This is a genomic window from Roseibium sp. Sym1 (assembly GCF_027359675.1).
In the GTDB taxonomy this organism is placed as follows: domain Bacteria; phylum Pseudomonadota; class Alphaproteobacteria; order Rhizobiales; family Stappiaceae; genus Roseibium.
In genome coordinates this window covers 945,776-962,215 of sequence record NZ_CP114786.1, presented here as the reverse complement: position 1 = coordinate 962,215, position 16,440 = coordinate 945,776, and the positions used below count along the sequence as shown (strand labels likewise).

Below are 16,440 nucleotides of genomic sequence, written 5' to 3'. Positions count from 1 at the left end.
TGGGTGAGTTTTGAGGCCGCGTCTATGCAGGTGCTCGTCGTGCCGTCCAGCCTAAAGAAGTGGCCGCAAATGTCAAAGGGCGGCGGGCAAGGCCCCGACCAGCGTGTGGAGGCGCTCAGTCTTTCGGCGGCAGCCCGCGCAGCGGCGCCCTGCTGAGGTCGTTCACGGCTTCCATGGCCTTTCGCAGCAGTCGCATGAATTCGCCGGCCTCGGTGTCGTCAAGACCACGCAGCATTACCGACTGCGCTTTTTTCACGGCCGGGGTCAGCACGTTCAGGGCGTGTTCGCCCGCGCCCGTCAGGTGCAGGACCTTGGCCCGGCGGTCCTTCGCACTGACTTCTCGTGTCAGGAAGCCTTTCTGCACCAGCCTGTCGACCACGCCGGCAATGGTGGTTCGATCATAGGCGATCAGGCCCGCAAGGGTCACCTGGTCGATGCCCGGATTCCCCGCGACCCTCACGAGAGCCGCATATTGCACCGGCGTGATATCGATGCCGGTCTCTTCCACTTCCGCATGAAACACGGCGACGGCAATCTGCTGCATCCGGCGGATCAAGTGGCCCGGCATGTCCTTGAGGTCTGTCACTGTGCGCTCCCGGCAATTAAAAAGGAAGTATGCTGATTATATTTGACAGCATACTGATCATCAGTATACTGCATAATTATCCGCTGTCGATGCCTGTTCGTGCATCGAAGGCGGAAAGCCGAAAGCGGGAAGCCGATACCGGCGGCAAAGACCGGCACCTTTTCGCGTGGCCCCATCAAGAAAACGGGTCGTCGTTCCGAGGCGGACGTACGGCCACCAACCACATGAAACGGCTGACGGACCGCCTGCCCGGCAGGCGGGCGGTCCGTGGGACCGGGCGAGGAGACGGCGCGATGCAATTCCACCTCAACGGCTTTCAGACCGGCGATCCGGTGATCTTCGAGGAAACCCGGAACCCGGCCGCGCGTGCCGATACGGACACGCTCCCGGAGGAGGTGGACGTTCTGATCGTCGGTTGCGGCCCGGCCGGGCTGACCCTTGCGGCGCAGCTCTCGGCCTTTCCGGACATCCGCACGCGGATCGTCGAACAGAAACCCGGCCCGCTGGAACTGGGCCAGGCGGACGGGGTCGCCTGCCGCACCATGGAAATGTTCCATGCCTTCGGATTCGCGGACAGGCTGGAAAAGGAAGCCTACCAGGTCAACGAGGTCACCTTCTGGAAGCCGGACCCGGACAATCCGCAGGTGATTGCCCGCAGCGGCCGGGTCCAGGATGTCGAGGACGGGCTGTCCGAATGCCCGCATGTGATCCTGAACCAGGCCCGGGTGCACGATTTCTACCTGGAGATCATGCGCAATTCGCCCAACCGGCTGGAACCCAACTATTCCCGCCGTCTTGCAGGGCTGGAAATCGACGCGGCCGCGCCCGTGGGCGACACCGCCGTCACGGTCCGGCTCGAGCGCACCGATGCCGGTCATGAGGGTGAAGTGGAAACCGTCCGGGCAAGATATGTCGTCGGCTGCGACGGCGCACGCAGCACGGTGCGCAAGTCTCTCGGCCGGGAGCTCAAGGGCGACAGCGCCAACCAGGCCTGGGGTGTGATGGACGTGCTCGCCGTCACCGACTTTCCCGATATCCGGTTCAAGTCGCTGGTGCAGTCGTCAGGCGAGGGCAGCATCCTGATCATCCCGCGCGAGGGTGGTTATCTCGTGCGCATCTACGTGGAACTGGACAAGCTCAACCCGGACGAGCGGGTTTCCAGCCGCAACATCACCGTTGACCATCTGATCGATGCCGCAAGGCGGATCCTCCATCCGCACTCGCTCGATGTGAAGGAAGTTGCCTGGTGGTCGGTCTATGAGATCGGCCAACGGATTTGCGACAAGTTCGACGACGTTTCGGACGGGGAGACCGGCACGCGCCTGCCGCGGGTCTTCATCGCGGGCGATGCCTGCCACACCCACAGTCCCAAGGCCGGGCAGGGCATGAATGTCTCCATGCAGGACACGTTCAATCTCGGCTGGAAGCTGGCCCATGTCCTGACCGGGCGCAGCGCGCCGCAGCTGCTGGCAAGCTATTCTGCCGAGCGCCAGGCGATTGCACAGAACCTGATCGATTTCGACCGGGACTGGTCGCGCATGGTCAGCGCCCCGGTGAAATCCGCCGAGCATCCGGACGGAGTCGAGCCGGCACAAGTGCAGGAATATTTCGTCCAGCACGGCCGCTACACCGCGGGCACCGCCACGCGCTACCAGCCGTCGCTGCTGACCGGAACAGGAACATACCAGCACCTTGCCACGGGTTTCCCCATCGGCATGCGGTTCCAGTCGGCACCGGTGGTCCGCCTCGCCGACGGCAAGCCGCTGCAGCTCGGCCACACAGTCAGTGCTGATGGCCGCTGGCGCCTCTATGCCTTTGCCGGTGCCGGAGATCCGGCGGACAAGAGCTCGGCAATCCACGGTCTGTGCGACTTTCTGCAAACCGCGCCGGCGTCACCGGTCCTCAGACACACAAAGCCGGGAGAGGACCCGGATTCGATCATCGATCTGCGCGCAGTCTTCCAGCAGGGCTTTCGCGATCTCTCCCCTGAGGACATGCATCCGGCCCTCTTGCCGGCCAAGGGCCGCTACGGTCTGCGCGACTACGAGAAGATGTTCTGCCCGGACCTCAAAAACGGCCCCGACATCTTCGACCTGCGCTGCATCGACCGCCAGGCCGGCTGCCTGGTGATCGTGCGGCCGGACCAGTATGTCGCCGACGTGCTGCCGCTTGACGCCCATGGAGAACTTGCGGACTTCTTCGAGCCGATCCTTTTGCCTCAGACCTGAACCTGCATCGGGGCGGCGCCCGCGAAGCCGAGGCGACCACCGCCCGGTCCGGGCCTGCAGCGACCTGTCCCCGCTGCCGCGCTAAAGTAGATTTTTCCGACCAGACAATTACAGGTCGAATTTCCCAGGCGTGTACATTAGGCTTCCCCGGGCTGGAGAGGTGCGACCCTCGTGACGAGCACTGTCCGTCCAGGATCTGGTTTTCCGGGGAGGTGCAATAATGGGCAGTGTTTACACGATTAATGTCAAAAACAACGAGGCTCGGACAAATTATTTTACGATCTTCCAACAGCCGCCTGTTTTCTCTGGAAGCCCTGTGGTTTACAGCAACAGCCTCTACAGTCAGGCCTTGGGAAGCTATGCAGAGACCGGGTCGATTCTGACCTTCCAGATCGATGCGCAGTTTTATGCCGGGCTCCAGGAAGCAACCAGCTCACCCGTTATCGGGGCTGCCTCGGGATTCGCCTCGGCAAGCCGGCCGATCGAACTTTCGGGCGGCTCGGGGTCTTCCCTGGACACAACGAAAGCGAGCGTGACGCCGCTCGGACTGTCTCTGCCAACCGCCGGGTTCGATGTGCAGCGAGGCGCCTTCCGGATCACGATGCCCGCCTTCGCACCGCCCAAGATCTACAACATCGGCACCGCGGTCAATGTCAACGGAGGCGTCACGCTCTCGAACTTCGTCCACGCAATGCCGAACAGCGTCACCGAGTGTCAGCCTTTGCACAAATACTATGTGGCAACGGGGAACACGCTTCCCGGCTCGGTGCTGGAATTTGCCAGCTCCAGCGTCGCCGCCGCTTTGTGTGATTTCTCGAGCGGGTATTCGGTTATCGATGTGACATTGAACGCCGACGGGACCTGGACGACCCAGGTCGTCAAGTGAGCCCCGGAGCATGCCGGGCCGCCGTTCCAGGAATTTCGGCCGGCTCATGTGCGCAGGCCCGCGCGTTCGGGCGCAATCAACAAAAGCCCGGCAGAAATGCCGGGCTTGCTGGTTGCGGGATTGACGAGCGCGTGGCGCGTCGCCCAACTGCGGTTGCGGGATCAGCGCGCGGGCAGCGGGATCCATTCGGCGACGGAAACGTCCGCGTGCTGGAACTGAGGCATCTTCTTGCCGAGGTCGTCCATGTTCCTGACATCCTGCTCGTTCAGGAACGCCTGCGTGATCAGGGTCGGCGGCACCACCACCTGCTTGCCCGGGTCGCCGCCGGCCAGCATCAGGGCGAGCGTGCGCACGCAGACCTCGCCGACAACTGCCGGGTTGGTCGCGACCGTGGCCTTCCAGGCGGAATCGGGTTCGCGCATCGCGGAGATATCGGCGGTCGACACATCCGCGGAATAGATCGAGATGTCCTGGTTGAGGCCGGCCTCGTCGACGGCGATTTTCACGCCCTTGGCGAATTCGTCATAAGGCGCGAACACGACATTGATGGTCGGGTTAGCCTGCAGGACGGACCGGGCCTGGTTGGCGACCGAGTTGGCGATCGGGTTGTCGAGCGTGCCGAACATGGCCGCTTCGGTGATGCCCGAATTGGCTTCCTTGACTTCCTTCCAGGCGACGTCGCGGCGGTCGAGCGGCGCAATCCCCGGCACGTAGACATAGCCGGCGGTGAAGCTGTCGCCATTGTCCTTGATGGCCTGTTCCAGGGCCAGCTTGCCGAGCAGGTAGTCGGACTGCTCGACCTGTGGAACCGCTTCGTTCTCGACATTGACGTCGAAGGCGACGACCTTGATGCCGGCATCGACAGCGCGCTGGGCCGCGGCTTTCATGGATTCCGTCAGGCCGTGCTGGATGATGATCCCGTCGACCCCGAGCGCGATCGCCTGGTCGACCATGTCGGCCTGCAGCGCGGCATCCTGGCGGCTGTCCAGAACGCGCAGGTCGACCCCGAGGGCCTCCGCCTGGCGTTCGACGCCGGAAAGATAGGACTGGAAGAAATCGCCGGTCGACAGGTAGCGCACCAGCGCGATCTTGACGTCTTCCGGCTTGTCGAACGGTGCCGGCATGTCGGCCGCGAGCGCGACGTTGCCCCCGGACAGTCCCAGCCCGGCGGCGACCGCGAGCTTCATGAATTCACGTCTCAACATGTTGCTTCCTCCCATTCTGAGTGGCGCTCTTTCGGCGTCACGCTGTTCGCCTGCCGCCGCGGCGCGAAGACAGGTAAAATGTGAAAACGAGGGCGGCGACGAGCACGGCGCCCTTGACGAAATCCTGCATGTAGTAAGGGGCATTCATCATCGTGAGCCCCTGGAGAAGAATGCCGACGAACAGCGCGCCCGCTGCCGTGCCGAACGCGTTCGGGCGGGCAGCGCCCAGAACGGCAAAGCCGATCAGGGCAGCAGCGACGCTGTCGAGCAGCAGGTTGTTGCCGGAGGCAATGTCGCCCCGGCCGAGCCGCGCGGCCAGCAGGATGCCGCCGACGGAGGCGAGCATGCCTGAGATCATGTAGGCAATGATCTTGTAGCGCTGGACATTGGTGCCGACGAGGCCCGCCGCGCGTTCGTTGGACCCGATGGCATACATCAACCGGCCGTGGCGGGTGTAGCCCAGGAACAGCCAGACGATCAGGGCGATCAGCAGGAAGACCACGACCGGGACCGGGAGAAGCCGGTCCAGGAACAGGTCGAACCGGTGCCGTCCGAGCCAGAGAAAGGCCGCCGAGAACGTGCCTTCGGCAACGGAGCCGTCGGGCAGGCTCATGCCGGTGGCAATGGAATTGCCCTGGGTCGGGATACGCTGCAGACCGATCAGCAGGAACATCATGCCGAGCGTTGCCAGGAGATCGGGCACGCGCATCTTCACGATAAGCAGCCCGTTGACGAGGCCGACAAACGCCCCCATCGCCAGGCACAGAACCACCGCGACGAAGGCGGACTGCTCCAGGATCACCATGGAATAGGCGGACAGCATCAGGGCGGAGGTCGCCACGGAGCCGATCGACAGGTCGAAACCGCCGACCACCAGCGTGCAGGTGACGCCGAGCGCCAGGATGCCGGTGATGGCGACCGACTGGAAGATGAAGACGGCCGAGCGCGGGCTGGCAAAGCCGCTGGCATAGAGGCTGAAGAAGACGGCCAGCCCGAACAGCAGGACGAGGAAACCGTATCGGATGGCGAGTTCGAGTGCGTTCTTGTTCATCTGGTGCTGTTATCCCGCCATGACCTGCGTTTGTGCCTGATCCGGGTCCGCGCCGTTGGTCTGGGGCCGGCCGGGACCGGAGACATCGGCGACAAGGCTGTTCAGGTCGACATTTCGGTTGATGTATTCGCCGGCAATCTCGGCCTCGTTCAGGACGATGATCCGGTCGGCGATTTCGAGCGCTTCGTCGATTTCCGCGACGAAGACGAGCGTGGTGCGCCCCGCGGCGCTCTGGCGAATGTACTGGCCGATGTCGCGGCGCGCGCCGATATCGACCCCCTGGAAGGGCTCGTCCAGCAGCAGCACACGCGAGGCCTTGAGCAGCCACCGGCCGATCATCACCTTCTGCTGGTTGCCGCCGGACAGGGTGCCGATGCCGTCCCGGTCGCTCTGGCAGACAACCCCGATCCTGTCGATCATGTCGCTGGCCGCCTGCCGTTGCGCGCGCTCGCTCAGGAAGGAGAACCGGCTGAAGGCCTTCAGGAAGGGCAGGGTCATGTTGTTGGCGATGTCGAAATCCGCCACCACCGCGTTCACCGCGCGGTCCTTTGGCGACATGAAGACGCCCCTGGCAACGGCATCGGATGCACCGGAGGGACTGTAGGGCGTGCCGTCGAGCCGCATGCTGCCGCCGGCGGGCGCGGCGAGGCCGAAAATGATCTCGGCAAGTTCGGTGGTGCCGCTGCCCAGAAGCCCGGTCACCGCGATCACCTCACCCTCGCGGGCAGCCAGACTGATGGCCGGGCTGTCCTCGAACAGTCGCAGGCCGTCCAGTTCCAGGACGGCCTTGCCGCCGCTCACCGGGTCGATATCGACCTCGGTCATCTGGTGGCCGAGCATGGCATTGACCGCGCCGACATAGTCGAGCGGTTCCGTCTCGAAGAGACCGGAGATCGCGCCGTCGCGCATGGAGACGATCCGGTCCGCAACCCGGCGGATGTCGGACATGCGGTGGGAAATGTAGAGAATGGCGACGCCTTCCGCCCTGAGCCGGTCGATCAGCGCGAACAGGCGCTCGGCCTCGGAGGCGGACAGGGAAGAGGTCGGTTCGTCCAGAATGAGCAGCTTTGGTGCGCGCGCCATGGCCCGTGCGATCGCGATCATCTGGCGGTCGGCGACGTCGAGATCCGCAACCCGTGTGCGCACGTCCATGGTCAGGCCCATGCCCTGCGCCACCTCGCTGGCCTGCCGGCGCAGCTTGCGGTCGTTCACGAAGAGACCGGCGCCGGGTTCGGTCAGCCTGTCCAGCGTCAGGTTGGTGGCCACGTCCAGGTCGGGAATGACGCCGTCGTCGATGGACTGGTGCACGGTGACGACACCCTTGGAAATGGCATCGGCGGCATCGGCCGGCTCATAGGGCGCACCGCCAAGCGTGAGCGCTCCGGCATCGGCGAAATGGTAGCCGCACAGGATCTTCACCAGCGTCGACTTGCCAGCGCCGTTGGCGCCCATCAGTGCCGTAACCTCGCCCGCACGCAGCTCCAGATCGATGCCGCGCAGAACGTGATTCCGCCCGAAGGACTTCTCCAGCCCGCTCAGTTTGCAGGTGACCTCTACCACCTTTCCTCCCAGTTCCGGACGAGTTTTTCTCTCGCTTGAAATCCGTTACAACATGCAAAATAGTCATTTGTCAACAGTGTTGACTTTTGAATAAGGTTGCATTTTATTCGGGGCAAATCGGGAGGAAAGAACAACAGGATGGATAATCCAGACCAGTACCGGCCGTTGACGCCGGAGGAACTCGGCGGACGTCTTTCAACGGTTCCCGCCATTGCCGAACGCATCGGATCCGACCCTTCGCAGTGGCAGGTGAGGGAAGTCGGCGACGGCAACCTGAACCTGGTGTTTATCGTCGAGGGGCCGAAGGGCGCGGTCATCGTCAAGCAGGCCCTGCCCTATGTCCGGCTGGTCGGCGACAGCTGGCCCTTGCCGCTCTACCGGGCCTTCTACGAGAACAACGCGCTGGTGCGCCAGGCGCAGCGCGACCCGGGTGCCGTGCCGGAGGTCCATCATTTCGATGAGGCGCAGGCGCTGATCGTGATGGAGTTCCTGTCGCCCCACAGGATCCTGCGCCGCAAGCTGATCGATGGCGAGCGTGTGGACGGGCTTGGGAGTTTCCTCGGCCGGTTCTGCGCCCGCACCGCCTTTCGCGGCTCCGAACTGTCCATGAAAAGCGCGGACAAGAAAAAGGATGTCGGCCTGTTTTCCGGCAATGTCGAGATCCCGGCGATCACCGAGGCCCTGGTCTTCACCGATCCCTATTACGATGCGGAGATGAACCATCACACCGAGGGGCTCGATCCGGTGGTGGACGGGCTGCGCGGTGATGCAAAGCTCAAGGCGCGCGTCCAGCACCTGCTGATGAAATTCGCCTCGAACACGGAAACCATGGTCCACGGCGACCTTCACAGCGGCTCGATCATGTCGACGGACAGAGAGAGCAAGGTCATCGACCCGGAATTCGTGCAATACGGCCCGATGGGGTTCGATCTCGGCATGCTGGTGGCCAATTTCCTGATGGCCTATTTCAGCCAGCCGGCGCACCGGAGCGCGGCGGAGCTTGCCGGATACCAGGATTGGATCCTGTCGGTGATCGACGAGGTGTTCGCCACGTTCGAGGCCGAGTTCCGGCACCTGTGGGCAACGGAGCGCACCGGCATGCTCTACCCGGCGGCCCTGTTCGAGGACCAGGGACAGTCGTCGGAAGCGGCATGCCTGGCCCTTCTTGCCGAAATCCGGGCCGAAGCCTACGGCTTTTGCGGCATCGAGATGCACCGGCGCACCCTGTCGCTCGCCCACAATGCCGATTTCGAGGACATCCGGGACACGGATCTGAAACGCCGCCTGGAAGCGCGCAATCTCGCGATGGGCGCCGAACTCGTTCACACGTCGGAAGCGCTCGGCAGTCCCGAAAGACTTCTCGATCTTGCCCGCCGCTTTAACGCAAAGGACATCCCATGAAGGTCAACGGCACGCATTACCGCTCCCTCTGGTGGGATGACGGCAAAAAGGCGTTGCAGATCATCGATCAGCGCTGGCTCCCGCACGACTTCCGCGTCCAGCAGGTGGACACGTTGCAGGATTTCGCCGACGCGATCGTCGAGATGCGTGTGCGCGGCGCACCGCTGATCGGCGCGACGGCCGCTTACGGCATGGCCCTGGCCGCCCGGCTCGATCCGTCGGACGCCCATCTTGATGAAGCGTTTGCCTTTCTCGACAAGACCCGCCCGACGGCCATCAACCTGCGTTGGGCACTCAGCCGCTGCCGGGCCCACCTGAAGGCATTGTCCGAATCCGACCGTGCCGCGGCGGCCCTGAAGCTTGCCCACGAAATCTCGGACGAGGATGTCGAGATCAATCGCAGCATCGGCCGGAACGGCCTGGAGATCATTCGTGAAATTGCAGCCGGGAAGAAGGACGGCGAACCGGTGCGCATCCTGACCCATTGCAACGCGGGCTGGATCGCGACGGTCGACTGGGGCACGGCCACCAGCCCGATGTACCAGGCCCATGATGCCGGAATCCCGATCCATGTCTGGGTGGACGAGACCCGGCCCCGGAACCAGGGGGCCCTGACATCCTGGGAGCTGGGCAGCCACGGCATCCCGCACACCTACATCACCGACAATGCCGGCGGCCACCTGATGCAGCACGGCCAGGTCGACCTGGTGATCGTCGGAACCGACCGCACCACCCGCCGCGGCGATGTCTGCAACAAGATCGGCACCTATCTGAAGGCCCTGGCGGCGCACGCCAACAACGTGCCCTTCTATGTCGCGCTGCCGTCGCCGACCATCGACTGGGCGGTCGACAACGGTGTCGCCGAAATCCCGATCGAGGAACGGCTTGAACGGGAAGTGACCCACATTCAGGGCCTGACGGAAACCGGCGCCATCGGCCAGGTGCAGGTGACGCCCGCCGGAACGCCCGGCGGCAACCCGGCCTTCGACGTGACGCCCAATCACCTGGTCACCGGCCTGATCACGGAACGCGGCGTCTGCGAGGCGAGCGCCGACGGTCTGGCCGGTCTTTTCCCGGACCTCAGCAAGCTTGCCGAGAGCGCATGACGGGCGGCTCCGGCAAGTTCCGGCCGCCGGAAGGCAAGGCGGCCATGCGCGCCCGCTCGCAGGACGAGGCGATCATCGAAGTCACCTGGTGCTACTACCAGGAAGGCATGAACCAGAACGAGATTGCCGAGCGTCTCGGCATTTCGCGGGCGACGGTCGTCAACTACCTCTCCGAGGCGCGCCGGCGCGACTACGTGCGCATCAGCCTGGACAGCGACATCTTCCGCAACCAGGATCTGGCCCGGCGGCTTGTCGAACGTTTCGGACTGCAGGATGCCATCGTCGTTCCGTCCGCGCCGGGCGGATCGGACCCCTCGCTCGACCGGGTGACCCGCGTGGTGGCCGACTGGCTGCCCAGCCTGCTCGAACCCGGCGACCGTCTCGGGGTTGCCTGGGGGGAGACCGTCTACAGGGTCGCGGAAGCGGCCCCGAGGATCACGGTTGACGACCTGACCGTCGTGCAGCTTGTCGGGTCGCGGCCCGCCGCGCTCGGCTTCGCGGCGGAGACCTGCTCCGCGACCCTTGCGCGCCGCTACGGGGCGCACTGCGTCAACCTGCATGTGCCCCTGCTGCTGTCGGACCGGGATCTCGTCGACCGTCTCAAGCAGGAGCCGGTGATCCGCATGCAGCTCGAGGCCGTTGCCGACTGCAACAAGACCCTGTTTGCCTGCGGCACCTGCACCGAGGACAGCCATGTGGTCCATACCGGGCTGCTCGACCCCTCGGAAGTCGGCGCCTGCGCGGAACGGGGCGCCACCGGCGTCATCTGCGGCCGCCTGATCGATCAGGACGGCAACGGTCTCAACCGCGAGATCGAGGACCGCATGATCGCCGTCACCCTGGACCAGATGCGCGGCAAGGACATGGGCCTTCTGGTCGGATCCGGTGAAAACCGGGCCAGGCCGATGCTGGCCGCCATCCGCGGCGGCTACGCCACCCATGTCGCCACCTGTTCCGAAACCGCCGCTGAAATGCTCAACCTCGCGTGACAACAATGCTCAAACCGCCCTACCGCGACACGCCCGACCTCCGTCAGGCGATCATCGACACCTGCCTGGACATGAACCGCCGTGGCATCAACCAGGGCACGTCCGGAAATGTTTCGGCCCGTGCCGGCGACCGCATGGTGATCACGCCCTCCGGCATCCCCTATGACCGGATGACGCCGGACATGCTCGCGTCCCTGCCGCTCGACGGAGACGGAGACCCGGAAGGACCTTATCCCCCCTCGACCGAGTGGCAGTTCCACCTGGCCCTGCTGCGGGCCAAGCCGGAGATGCATGTCGTGGTCCATGCGCATCCGGTTCATTGCACGGCGCTGTCGATCAACCGGGAAGAAATCCCGGCCTGTCACTACATGATCGCGCTGTTCGGCGGAAACACCGTGCCGCTGGCGGGCTATTCGCTGTTCGGCAGCGAGGAGCTTGCCGCGGAAGTGGTGGCCGCGATGGCGCAGCGCAGCGGTTGCCTGATGGCCAACCACGGGGCGGTCGTCACCGGAGAGACCCTTGAAAAGGGCCTCTGGCGTCTGGAGGAGCTGGAGGTGCTTGCGCGCGCCTATATCCTCAGCCGCACCATCGGCAAGCCGCACATTCTGTCGGACGGCGAGATCAGTGACGTGCTCGGCGCGGTGAAAAATTACGGCCTCAAGACCGCTTAGAAGCGGCTGTGCTTTCCATGGCGCTGCCGGCAGGTGCCGGCACAAAAAAAGCCCGGCGTTCCCGCCGGGCTTTCTCGTTTCAGCTCTCTTGAAGAGAGGCCGAAATCTTACTCGTCGCCACCCTGCTTGTTCAGCGCGGCACCCAGGATGTCGCCAAGGGAAGCGCCGCTGTCGGAAGAGCCGTACTGTGCGACAGCTTCCTTCTCTTCGGCAATTTCCAGGGCCTTGATCGACACGGTGACCCGGCGGGTCTTCTTGTCGAACTGGGTGATGCGGGCGTCGAACTTGTCGCCGACCGAGTACCGCTCCGGACGCTGTTCTTCGCGGTCGCGGGAAAGGTCTGCACGGCGGATGAACGCGGTCAGGTCGCTGTCCGCGATCTTGACGTCCAGGCCGCTGTCCTTGACTTCGATGACTTCGCAGGTCACGACGGCGTTCTTGCGCAGTTCGCCGGCAGCGCCGGAATCCATCGGGTCGCCGGAGAGCTGCTTGATGCCGAGGGAGATACGCTCCTTGTCGACGTCAACGTCCAGAACGACGGCCTTGACCATGTCGCCCTTCTTGAACTCTTCGATGACCTGCTCGCCCGGACGGTTCCAGTCGAGGTCGGACAGGTGGACCATGCCGTCCACGTCGCCGTCGAGGCCGATGAACAGGCCGAATTCGGTCTTGTTCTTGACTTCGCCTTCGACTTCGGTGCCGATCGGGAACTGTTCTGCGAACGCATCCCACGGATTCTGCAGGGTCTGCTTGAGGCCCAGCGAAATGCGGCGCTTGACCGGGTCGACTTCCAGGATCATCACTTCGACTTCCTGGGAGGTGGACACGATCTTGCCCGGATGGACGTTCTTCTTGGTCCAGGACATTTCGGAAACGTGGATCAGGCCTTCGATGCCCGGCTCCAGCTCGACAAACGCACCGTAGTCGGTGATGTTGGTCACGCGGCCGGTGAACTTGGCTTCGATCGGGTACTTGGCTTCGATGCCATCCCACGGATCGGTCTCAAGCTGCTTCATGCCGAGGCTGATACGGTGGGTTTCCTGGTTGACGCGGATGATCTGCACCTTGACGGTCTGGCCGATGGTGAGAACTTCCGACGGATGGTTGATGCGGCGCCACGCGATGTCGGTGACGTGCAGCAGGCCATCGATGCCGCCGAGGTCGACGAACGCACCGTAATCGGTGATGTTCTTGACCACACCTTCCACGGTATGACCTTCTTCCAGGCTCTGGACCAGTTCCGAACGCTGTTCGGCGCGGGTTTCTTCCAGAACGACACGGCGGGACACGACGATGTTGCCGCGGCGCTTGTCCATCTTCAGGATCTGGAACGGCTGCGGGGTGTGCATCAGCGGGGTCACGTCGCGCACCGGGCGGATGTCCACCTGGGAACGCGGCAGGAAGGCCACGGCGCCGTCCAGATCGACGGTGAAGCCGCCCTTGACCTGGTTGAAGATCTGGCCGTTGACTTTTTCGTTGGCTTCGAAAGCAACTTCGAGGCGAACCCAGCTTTCTTCGCGGCGTGCTTTTTCGCGCGACAGAACAGCTTCGCCGAGAGCGTTTTCGACACGCTCCAGGTAAACTTCAACTTCGTCGCCGACACCCATTTCGCCGTCGCGGCCCTTGGCGCCGAATTCCTTCAGCGGCACGCGGCCTTCGACCTTCAGGCCGACGTCGATGACGGCGAGGTCTTTTTCGATGGCAACGACGGTGCCTTTGACAACAGCACCTTCGTAAAGGTCGTTCTGGACGAAGGACTCTTCGAGAAGAGCCGCAAAATCCTCGGTGGAGGGATTAAAATCAGTCAAGTCTTTCTCCTGGCGCCTTCAGGCGCGCCGCCGGCGGGTTGGTGTTGCACTCCGGATTGTTCAGTCTCCCGGGATCGCGTTCTCGCTGATCCTTCCGCTCAAAAAGCGGGCCGGCGGGGCGGGAGCCGGAAAATCCGGTCTCGTCACAGGGCGCAAGTTGTGGTGCGTCCTGCCGAAATTCGGTTTCGTTCTTGAACAAGAACTGCCGGCCTCGGCCGGTATTGCTCCGGATGCGCGAACAGGGGCACACCAGGGGTGAGCCCCACGTCCTTCAGCTATCCCCGGCGCGGGAAACGATGTCCACGGCCGTCTGGAACGCGGTTTCTATATCCATTTCTGTCGTATCAAGCAAGACCGCATCGTCCGCTTGTTTCATCGGAGCCACGGTTCTTTGGCTGTCGCGCTCGTCCCGGCGCTTCAGATCCTCCAGAACGGAGGCGTAAACGGCCTCCTGTCCCTTGGAGATCATCTCGTCTGTGCGGCGCCGTGCCCGGGCTTCCGGAGACGCCGTCACGAACAGCTTGACGGTGGCGTGCGGGCAGACCACCGTGCCGATGTCCCGGCCATCCAGAACGGCGCCGGGAGGCGTTTCGGCAAAGCGCCGCTGCAGCTCGACAAGTTCCTTGCGCAGGCCGCCGAGCACCGCGATGCGCGAGGCAGCCTCGCCGATCTCGTGGGCCGACAGAACGGACTTGTCCATCTGCGCCAGATCGAGATTGTGGGCCACCTCGATGGCGACCGTCTCGTCGCCGAGCGGCTTGCCGTTGGCCAGCAGGGAGGCTGCCACCGCGCGATAGGTCAGGCCGGTGTCCAGGTGGCGCAGGCCGAAATGGTCCGCCAGCCGCCGTGACAAGGTGCCTTTTCCGGACGCGGCCGGGCCGTCGATTGCGATGATCATGCGGCCTCGCTCGGTTTGGCGGTAAGCGTTGCACCGAGACCGGCGAACAAGGGCGTGAAGCTCGGGAAACTGGTGGCGATCACGGCACCGTCGTCGACAGTCACCGGGTTCGCCGCCGCCATGCCGAGCACCAGGAACGCCATGGCGATGCGGTGATCCAGATGTGTCACCACGGTGCCGCCACCGATATTGTTGGCGCCGCCGGTGACGGTCAGCGTGTCCTCGGTTTCCACGCACGGAATGCCGTTGGCTTCCAGTCCCCGGGCGACGGCGGCCAGACGGTCGCTTTCCTTGACCCGGAGCTCGTCCAGGCCGGGCATGAAGGTGTCGCCTTCCGCAAAGGCCGCGGCGATCGCCAGGACGGGGTATTCGTCGATCATCGAAGGAGCGCGGCTTGCAGGCACGGTAATGCCCTTGAGCTTGCTGGCCCTGACGCGCAGGTCGCCAACCTCTTCGCCGCCGGTTTCGCGGCGGTTAACGATCTCGATGTCGCCGCCCATTTCGATCAAGGTGGTGATCAGGCCGGTGCGGTGTTCATTGAGGAGCACGTTCTCGATGGTGACATCGGAGCCCGGAACGATCAGGGCCGCCACCAGCGGGAAACCGGCCGACGACGGATCGCCCGGCACGTCGATGTCCTGCGGTTTCAGTTCCGGCTGGCCCTGCAGTCTGATGACACGTTCGCCGGCTTCGTTCAGCGAGACGGAAATGTCCGCGCCGAAACCCTTGAGCATCTTTTCGGTATGATCGCGGGTCGGGATCGGCTCGATCACGGTGGTTTCGCCCGGCGCGTTGAGCCCCGCCAGCAGCACGGCGGACTTCACCTGGGCCGAGGGCATCGGCACGCGATAGGTCAGCGGCAGGGCCTGTTCGGGCCCGCGGATCGAGGCGGGCAGGCGGTCGCCTTCCCGGGCGATCACGTTGGTGCCCATGTCACGCAGCGGGTTCAGCACACGGCCCATCGGCCGTTTGGACAGCGATGCGTCGCCGACAAAGGTCGCGGCGATGTTGTGGCTGCCGAATATACCCATGGTCAGGCGCACGCCGGTGCCGGCATTGCCGAAATCGATGACATGCTCTGGCTCAAGCAGGCTGCCGAGACCGATGCCGTCGACGGTGTAGCTGCCGTCGGCCTGCTTCTCGATCGTGGCACCGACCGCCCGCATGGCGTCGGCGGTGGCCAGGACATCTTCGGACTCGAGCAGGCCCTTGACGGTGCTGCGGCCGATGGCCAGCGCGCCGAACATCAGCGACCGGTGGGAAATGGACTTGTCGCCCGGGACCCGGATGGTGCCGGTCAGGGGGCTGCCCAGGCTCGCGGTCAGGGGAGTGGGCGCAGTTTCGTGTGACATTGTCGAATGTCCGCAAGTTCAGGGTCAGGACCTGACCCTCGTCGGTTGTCAAAAGGTGTCACGTCCTATCACGCTGATCCGGCTTCGTCATCTGCTCCGGGTGCATTTCTCGCCCCCGGGAGATCCGGAGCGCCCGTCGGGTCTTTTGGGATAAACCTGTCTGGTGCTTGAAATTTAACCCGCAACATGCAGAACAATGGGGCAAGCAACGAATTTGCCCTGATTTGCCTTTGACAGGGAAACCTCTTGAGGCTATGGGGCTGCCCACGAATTCAAGTCGTCCAACAACTACGAAGGGTGAGCACAGTGGCAAAACCTGAACTTGGCACAAAGCGGCTGTGCCCGAGCTGCGGCGCCAAATACTACGATCTCAACCGCGAACCGATCACCTGCCCGAAATGCGGCACCGTGTTCGAGGCGGTCATGACCTCCCGCGCGGCCAAGGCGGCCAAGGTGGAAGAGGCCCCCGAGGAAGATGAAGAAGAGGACGACGCCGCTGCTCCGGAAATCGTCACCCTGGAAGAGGCCGACGCGGAAGCCGAAGGCGGCGACGACGTGCCGGACCTGGAAGATGACGACGTCGAGCTCGAGGATGACGACGACAGCTCGGACGACGACGTCTTTATCGACGAAGACGATGAGGATGAAGACAAGGTTCCGGGCATCCGCGTTGAAATCGACGAGGACTCGGATCAGTAA

At 63.9% G+C, this 16,440-nt stretch carries 14 protein-coding genes; 7 read left to right on the top strand and 7 right to left on the bottom strand.

Annotation, left to right across the window (positions count from 1 at the left end; all coding sequences use genetic code 11):
• Positions 1-115: 115 nt before the first annotated feature.
• Positions 116-586, bottom strand: a complete 471-nt coding sequence (locus O6760_RS04350; RefSeq protein ID WP_269584262.1) for a MarR family winged helix-turn-helix transcriptional regulator — start codon at positions 584-586, stop codon at positions 116-118.
• A 293-nt stretch (positions 587-879) separates the two neighbouring features.
• Between O6760_RS04350 and O6760_RS04345 the strand changes: the two genes are divergently transcribed.
• Positions 880-2,814: an FAD-binding monooxygenase gene (locus O6760_RS04345; protein ID WP_269584261.1), complete on the top strand. Its 1,935-nt coding sequence runs from the start codon at positions 880-882 to the stop codon at positions 2,812-2,814.
• A gap of 220 nt (positions 2,815-3,034) precedes the next feature.
• Positions 3,035-3,700 (top strand): hypothetical protein, encoded by a 666-nt coding sequence (locus O6760_RS04340; protein WP_269584260.1) that lies wholly within the window; start codon positions 3,035-3,037, stop codon positions 3,698-3,700.
• Between the two features lie 161 nt (positions 3,701-3,861).
• Here O6760_RS04340 and O6760_RS04335 read toward each other — a convergent pair whose 3' ends face one another.
• Genes O6760_RS04335 through O6760_RS04325 form a run of 3 tightly spaced genes read right to left on the bottom strand, consistent with a single transcriptional unit; the run spans position 3,862 to position 7,516 of the window.
• Positions 3,862-4,887 carry a substrate-binding domain-containing protein gene (locus tag O6760_RS04335; protein WP_269586214.1) on the bottom strand — a complete coding sequence of 342 codons (1,026 nt, stop codon included), beginning with the start codon at positions 4,885-4,887 and terminating at the stop codon, positions 3,862-3,864.
• A 55-nt stretch (positions 4,888-4,942) separates the two neighbouring features.
• Positions 4,943-5,956, bottom strand: coding sequence for an ABC transporter permease (locus O6760_RS04330; RefSeq protein WP_269584259.1), 1,014 nt, complete (start codon positions 5,954-5,956; stop codon positions 4,943-4,945).
• Between the two features lie 9 nt (positions 5,957-5,965).
• Complete coding sequence (locus tag O6760_RS04325) at positions 5,966-7,516, bottom strand: sugar ABC transporter ATP-binding protein (RefSeq protein WP_269584258.1); 1,551 nt, start codon at positions 7,514-7,516, stop codon at positions 5,966-5,968.
• 138 nt (positions 7,517-7,654) lie between these two features.
• Between O6760_RS04325 and mtnK the strand changes: the two genes are divergently transcribed.
• From mtnK to O6760_RS04305, 4 genes are read left to right on the top strand one after another with little or no spacing between them, the layout of a single operon-like run.
• Positions 7,655-8,917 (top strand): S-methyl-5-thioribose kinase, encoded by a 1,263-nt coding sequence (mtnK, locus tag O6760_RS04320; protein ID WP_269584257.1) that lies wholly within the window; start codon positions 7,655-7,657, stop codon positions 8,915-8,917.
• A complete protein-coding gene (gene mtnA, locus O6760_RS04315; RefSeq protein ID WP_269584256.1) occupies positions 8,914-10,023 on the top strand; it encodes an S-methyl-5-thioribose-1-phosphate isomerase in 1,110 nt (369 codons plus the stop codon). The genes mtnK and mtnA overlap by 4 nt, the downstream gene beginning before the upstream one ends.
• The gene (locus O6760_RS04310) at positions 10,020-11,012 is read left to right on the top strand and encodes a sugar-binding transcriptional regulator (RefSeq protein WP_269584255.1); all 993 of its coding nucleotides are present in this window, start codon (positions 10,020-10,022) and stop codon (positions 11,010-11,012) included. The genes mtnA and O6760_RS04310 overlap by 4 nt, the downstream gene beginning before the upstream one ends.
• A 5-nt stretch (positions 11,013-11,017) precedes the next feature.
• Positions 11,018-11,683 (top strand): class II aldolase/adducin family protein, encoded by a 666-nt coding sequence (locus O6760_RS04305; protein WP_269584254.1) that lies wholly within the window; start codon positions 11,018-11,020, stop codon positions 11,681-11,683.
• A gap of 107 nt (positions 11,684-11,790) precedes the next feature.
• Here the strand turns inward: O6760_RS04305 and rpsA are convergent, their stop codons facing one another.
• The 3 genes from rpsA to aroA all read right to left on the bottom strand — a co-directional run bounded on the left by rpsA (position 11,791) and on the right by aroA (position 15,741).
• Positions 11,791-13,491, bottom strand: a complete 1,701-nt coding sequence (gene rpsA / locus O6760_RS04300) for a 30S ribosomal protein S1 (protein WP_269584253.1) — start codon at positions 13,489-13,491, stop codon at positions 11,791-11,793.
• 271 nt (positions 13,492-13,762) lie between these two features.
• Positions 13,763-14,389, bottom strand: coding sequence for a (d)CMP kinase (cmk, locus tag O6760_RS04295; protein WP_269584252.1), 627 nt, complete (start codon positions 14,387-14,389; stop codon positions 13,763-13,765).
• The gene (gene aroA / locus O6760_RS04290; RefSeq protein ID WP_269584251.1) at positions 14,386-15,741 is read right to left on the bottom strand and encodes a 3-phosphoshikimate 1-carboxyvinyltransferase; all 1,356 of its coding nucleotides are present in this window, start codon (positions 15,739-15,741) and stop codon (positions 14,386-14,388) included. Before aroA ends, cmk begins: the two co-directional genes overlap by 4 nt.
• A gap of 306 nt (positions 15,742-16,047) precedes the next feature.
• Here aroA and O6760_RS04285 point away from each other — a divergent pair, with 306 nt between their 5' ends.
• Positions 16,048-16,440, top strand: coding sequence for a TIGR02300 family protein (locus tag O6760_RS04285; RefSeq protein ID WP_269584250.1), 393 nt, complete (start codon positions 16,048-16,050; stop codon positions 16,438-16,440).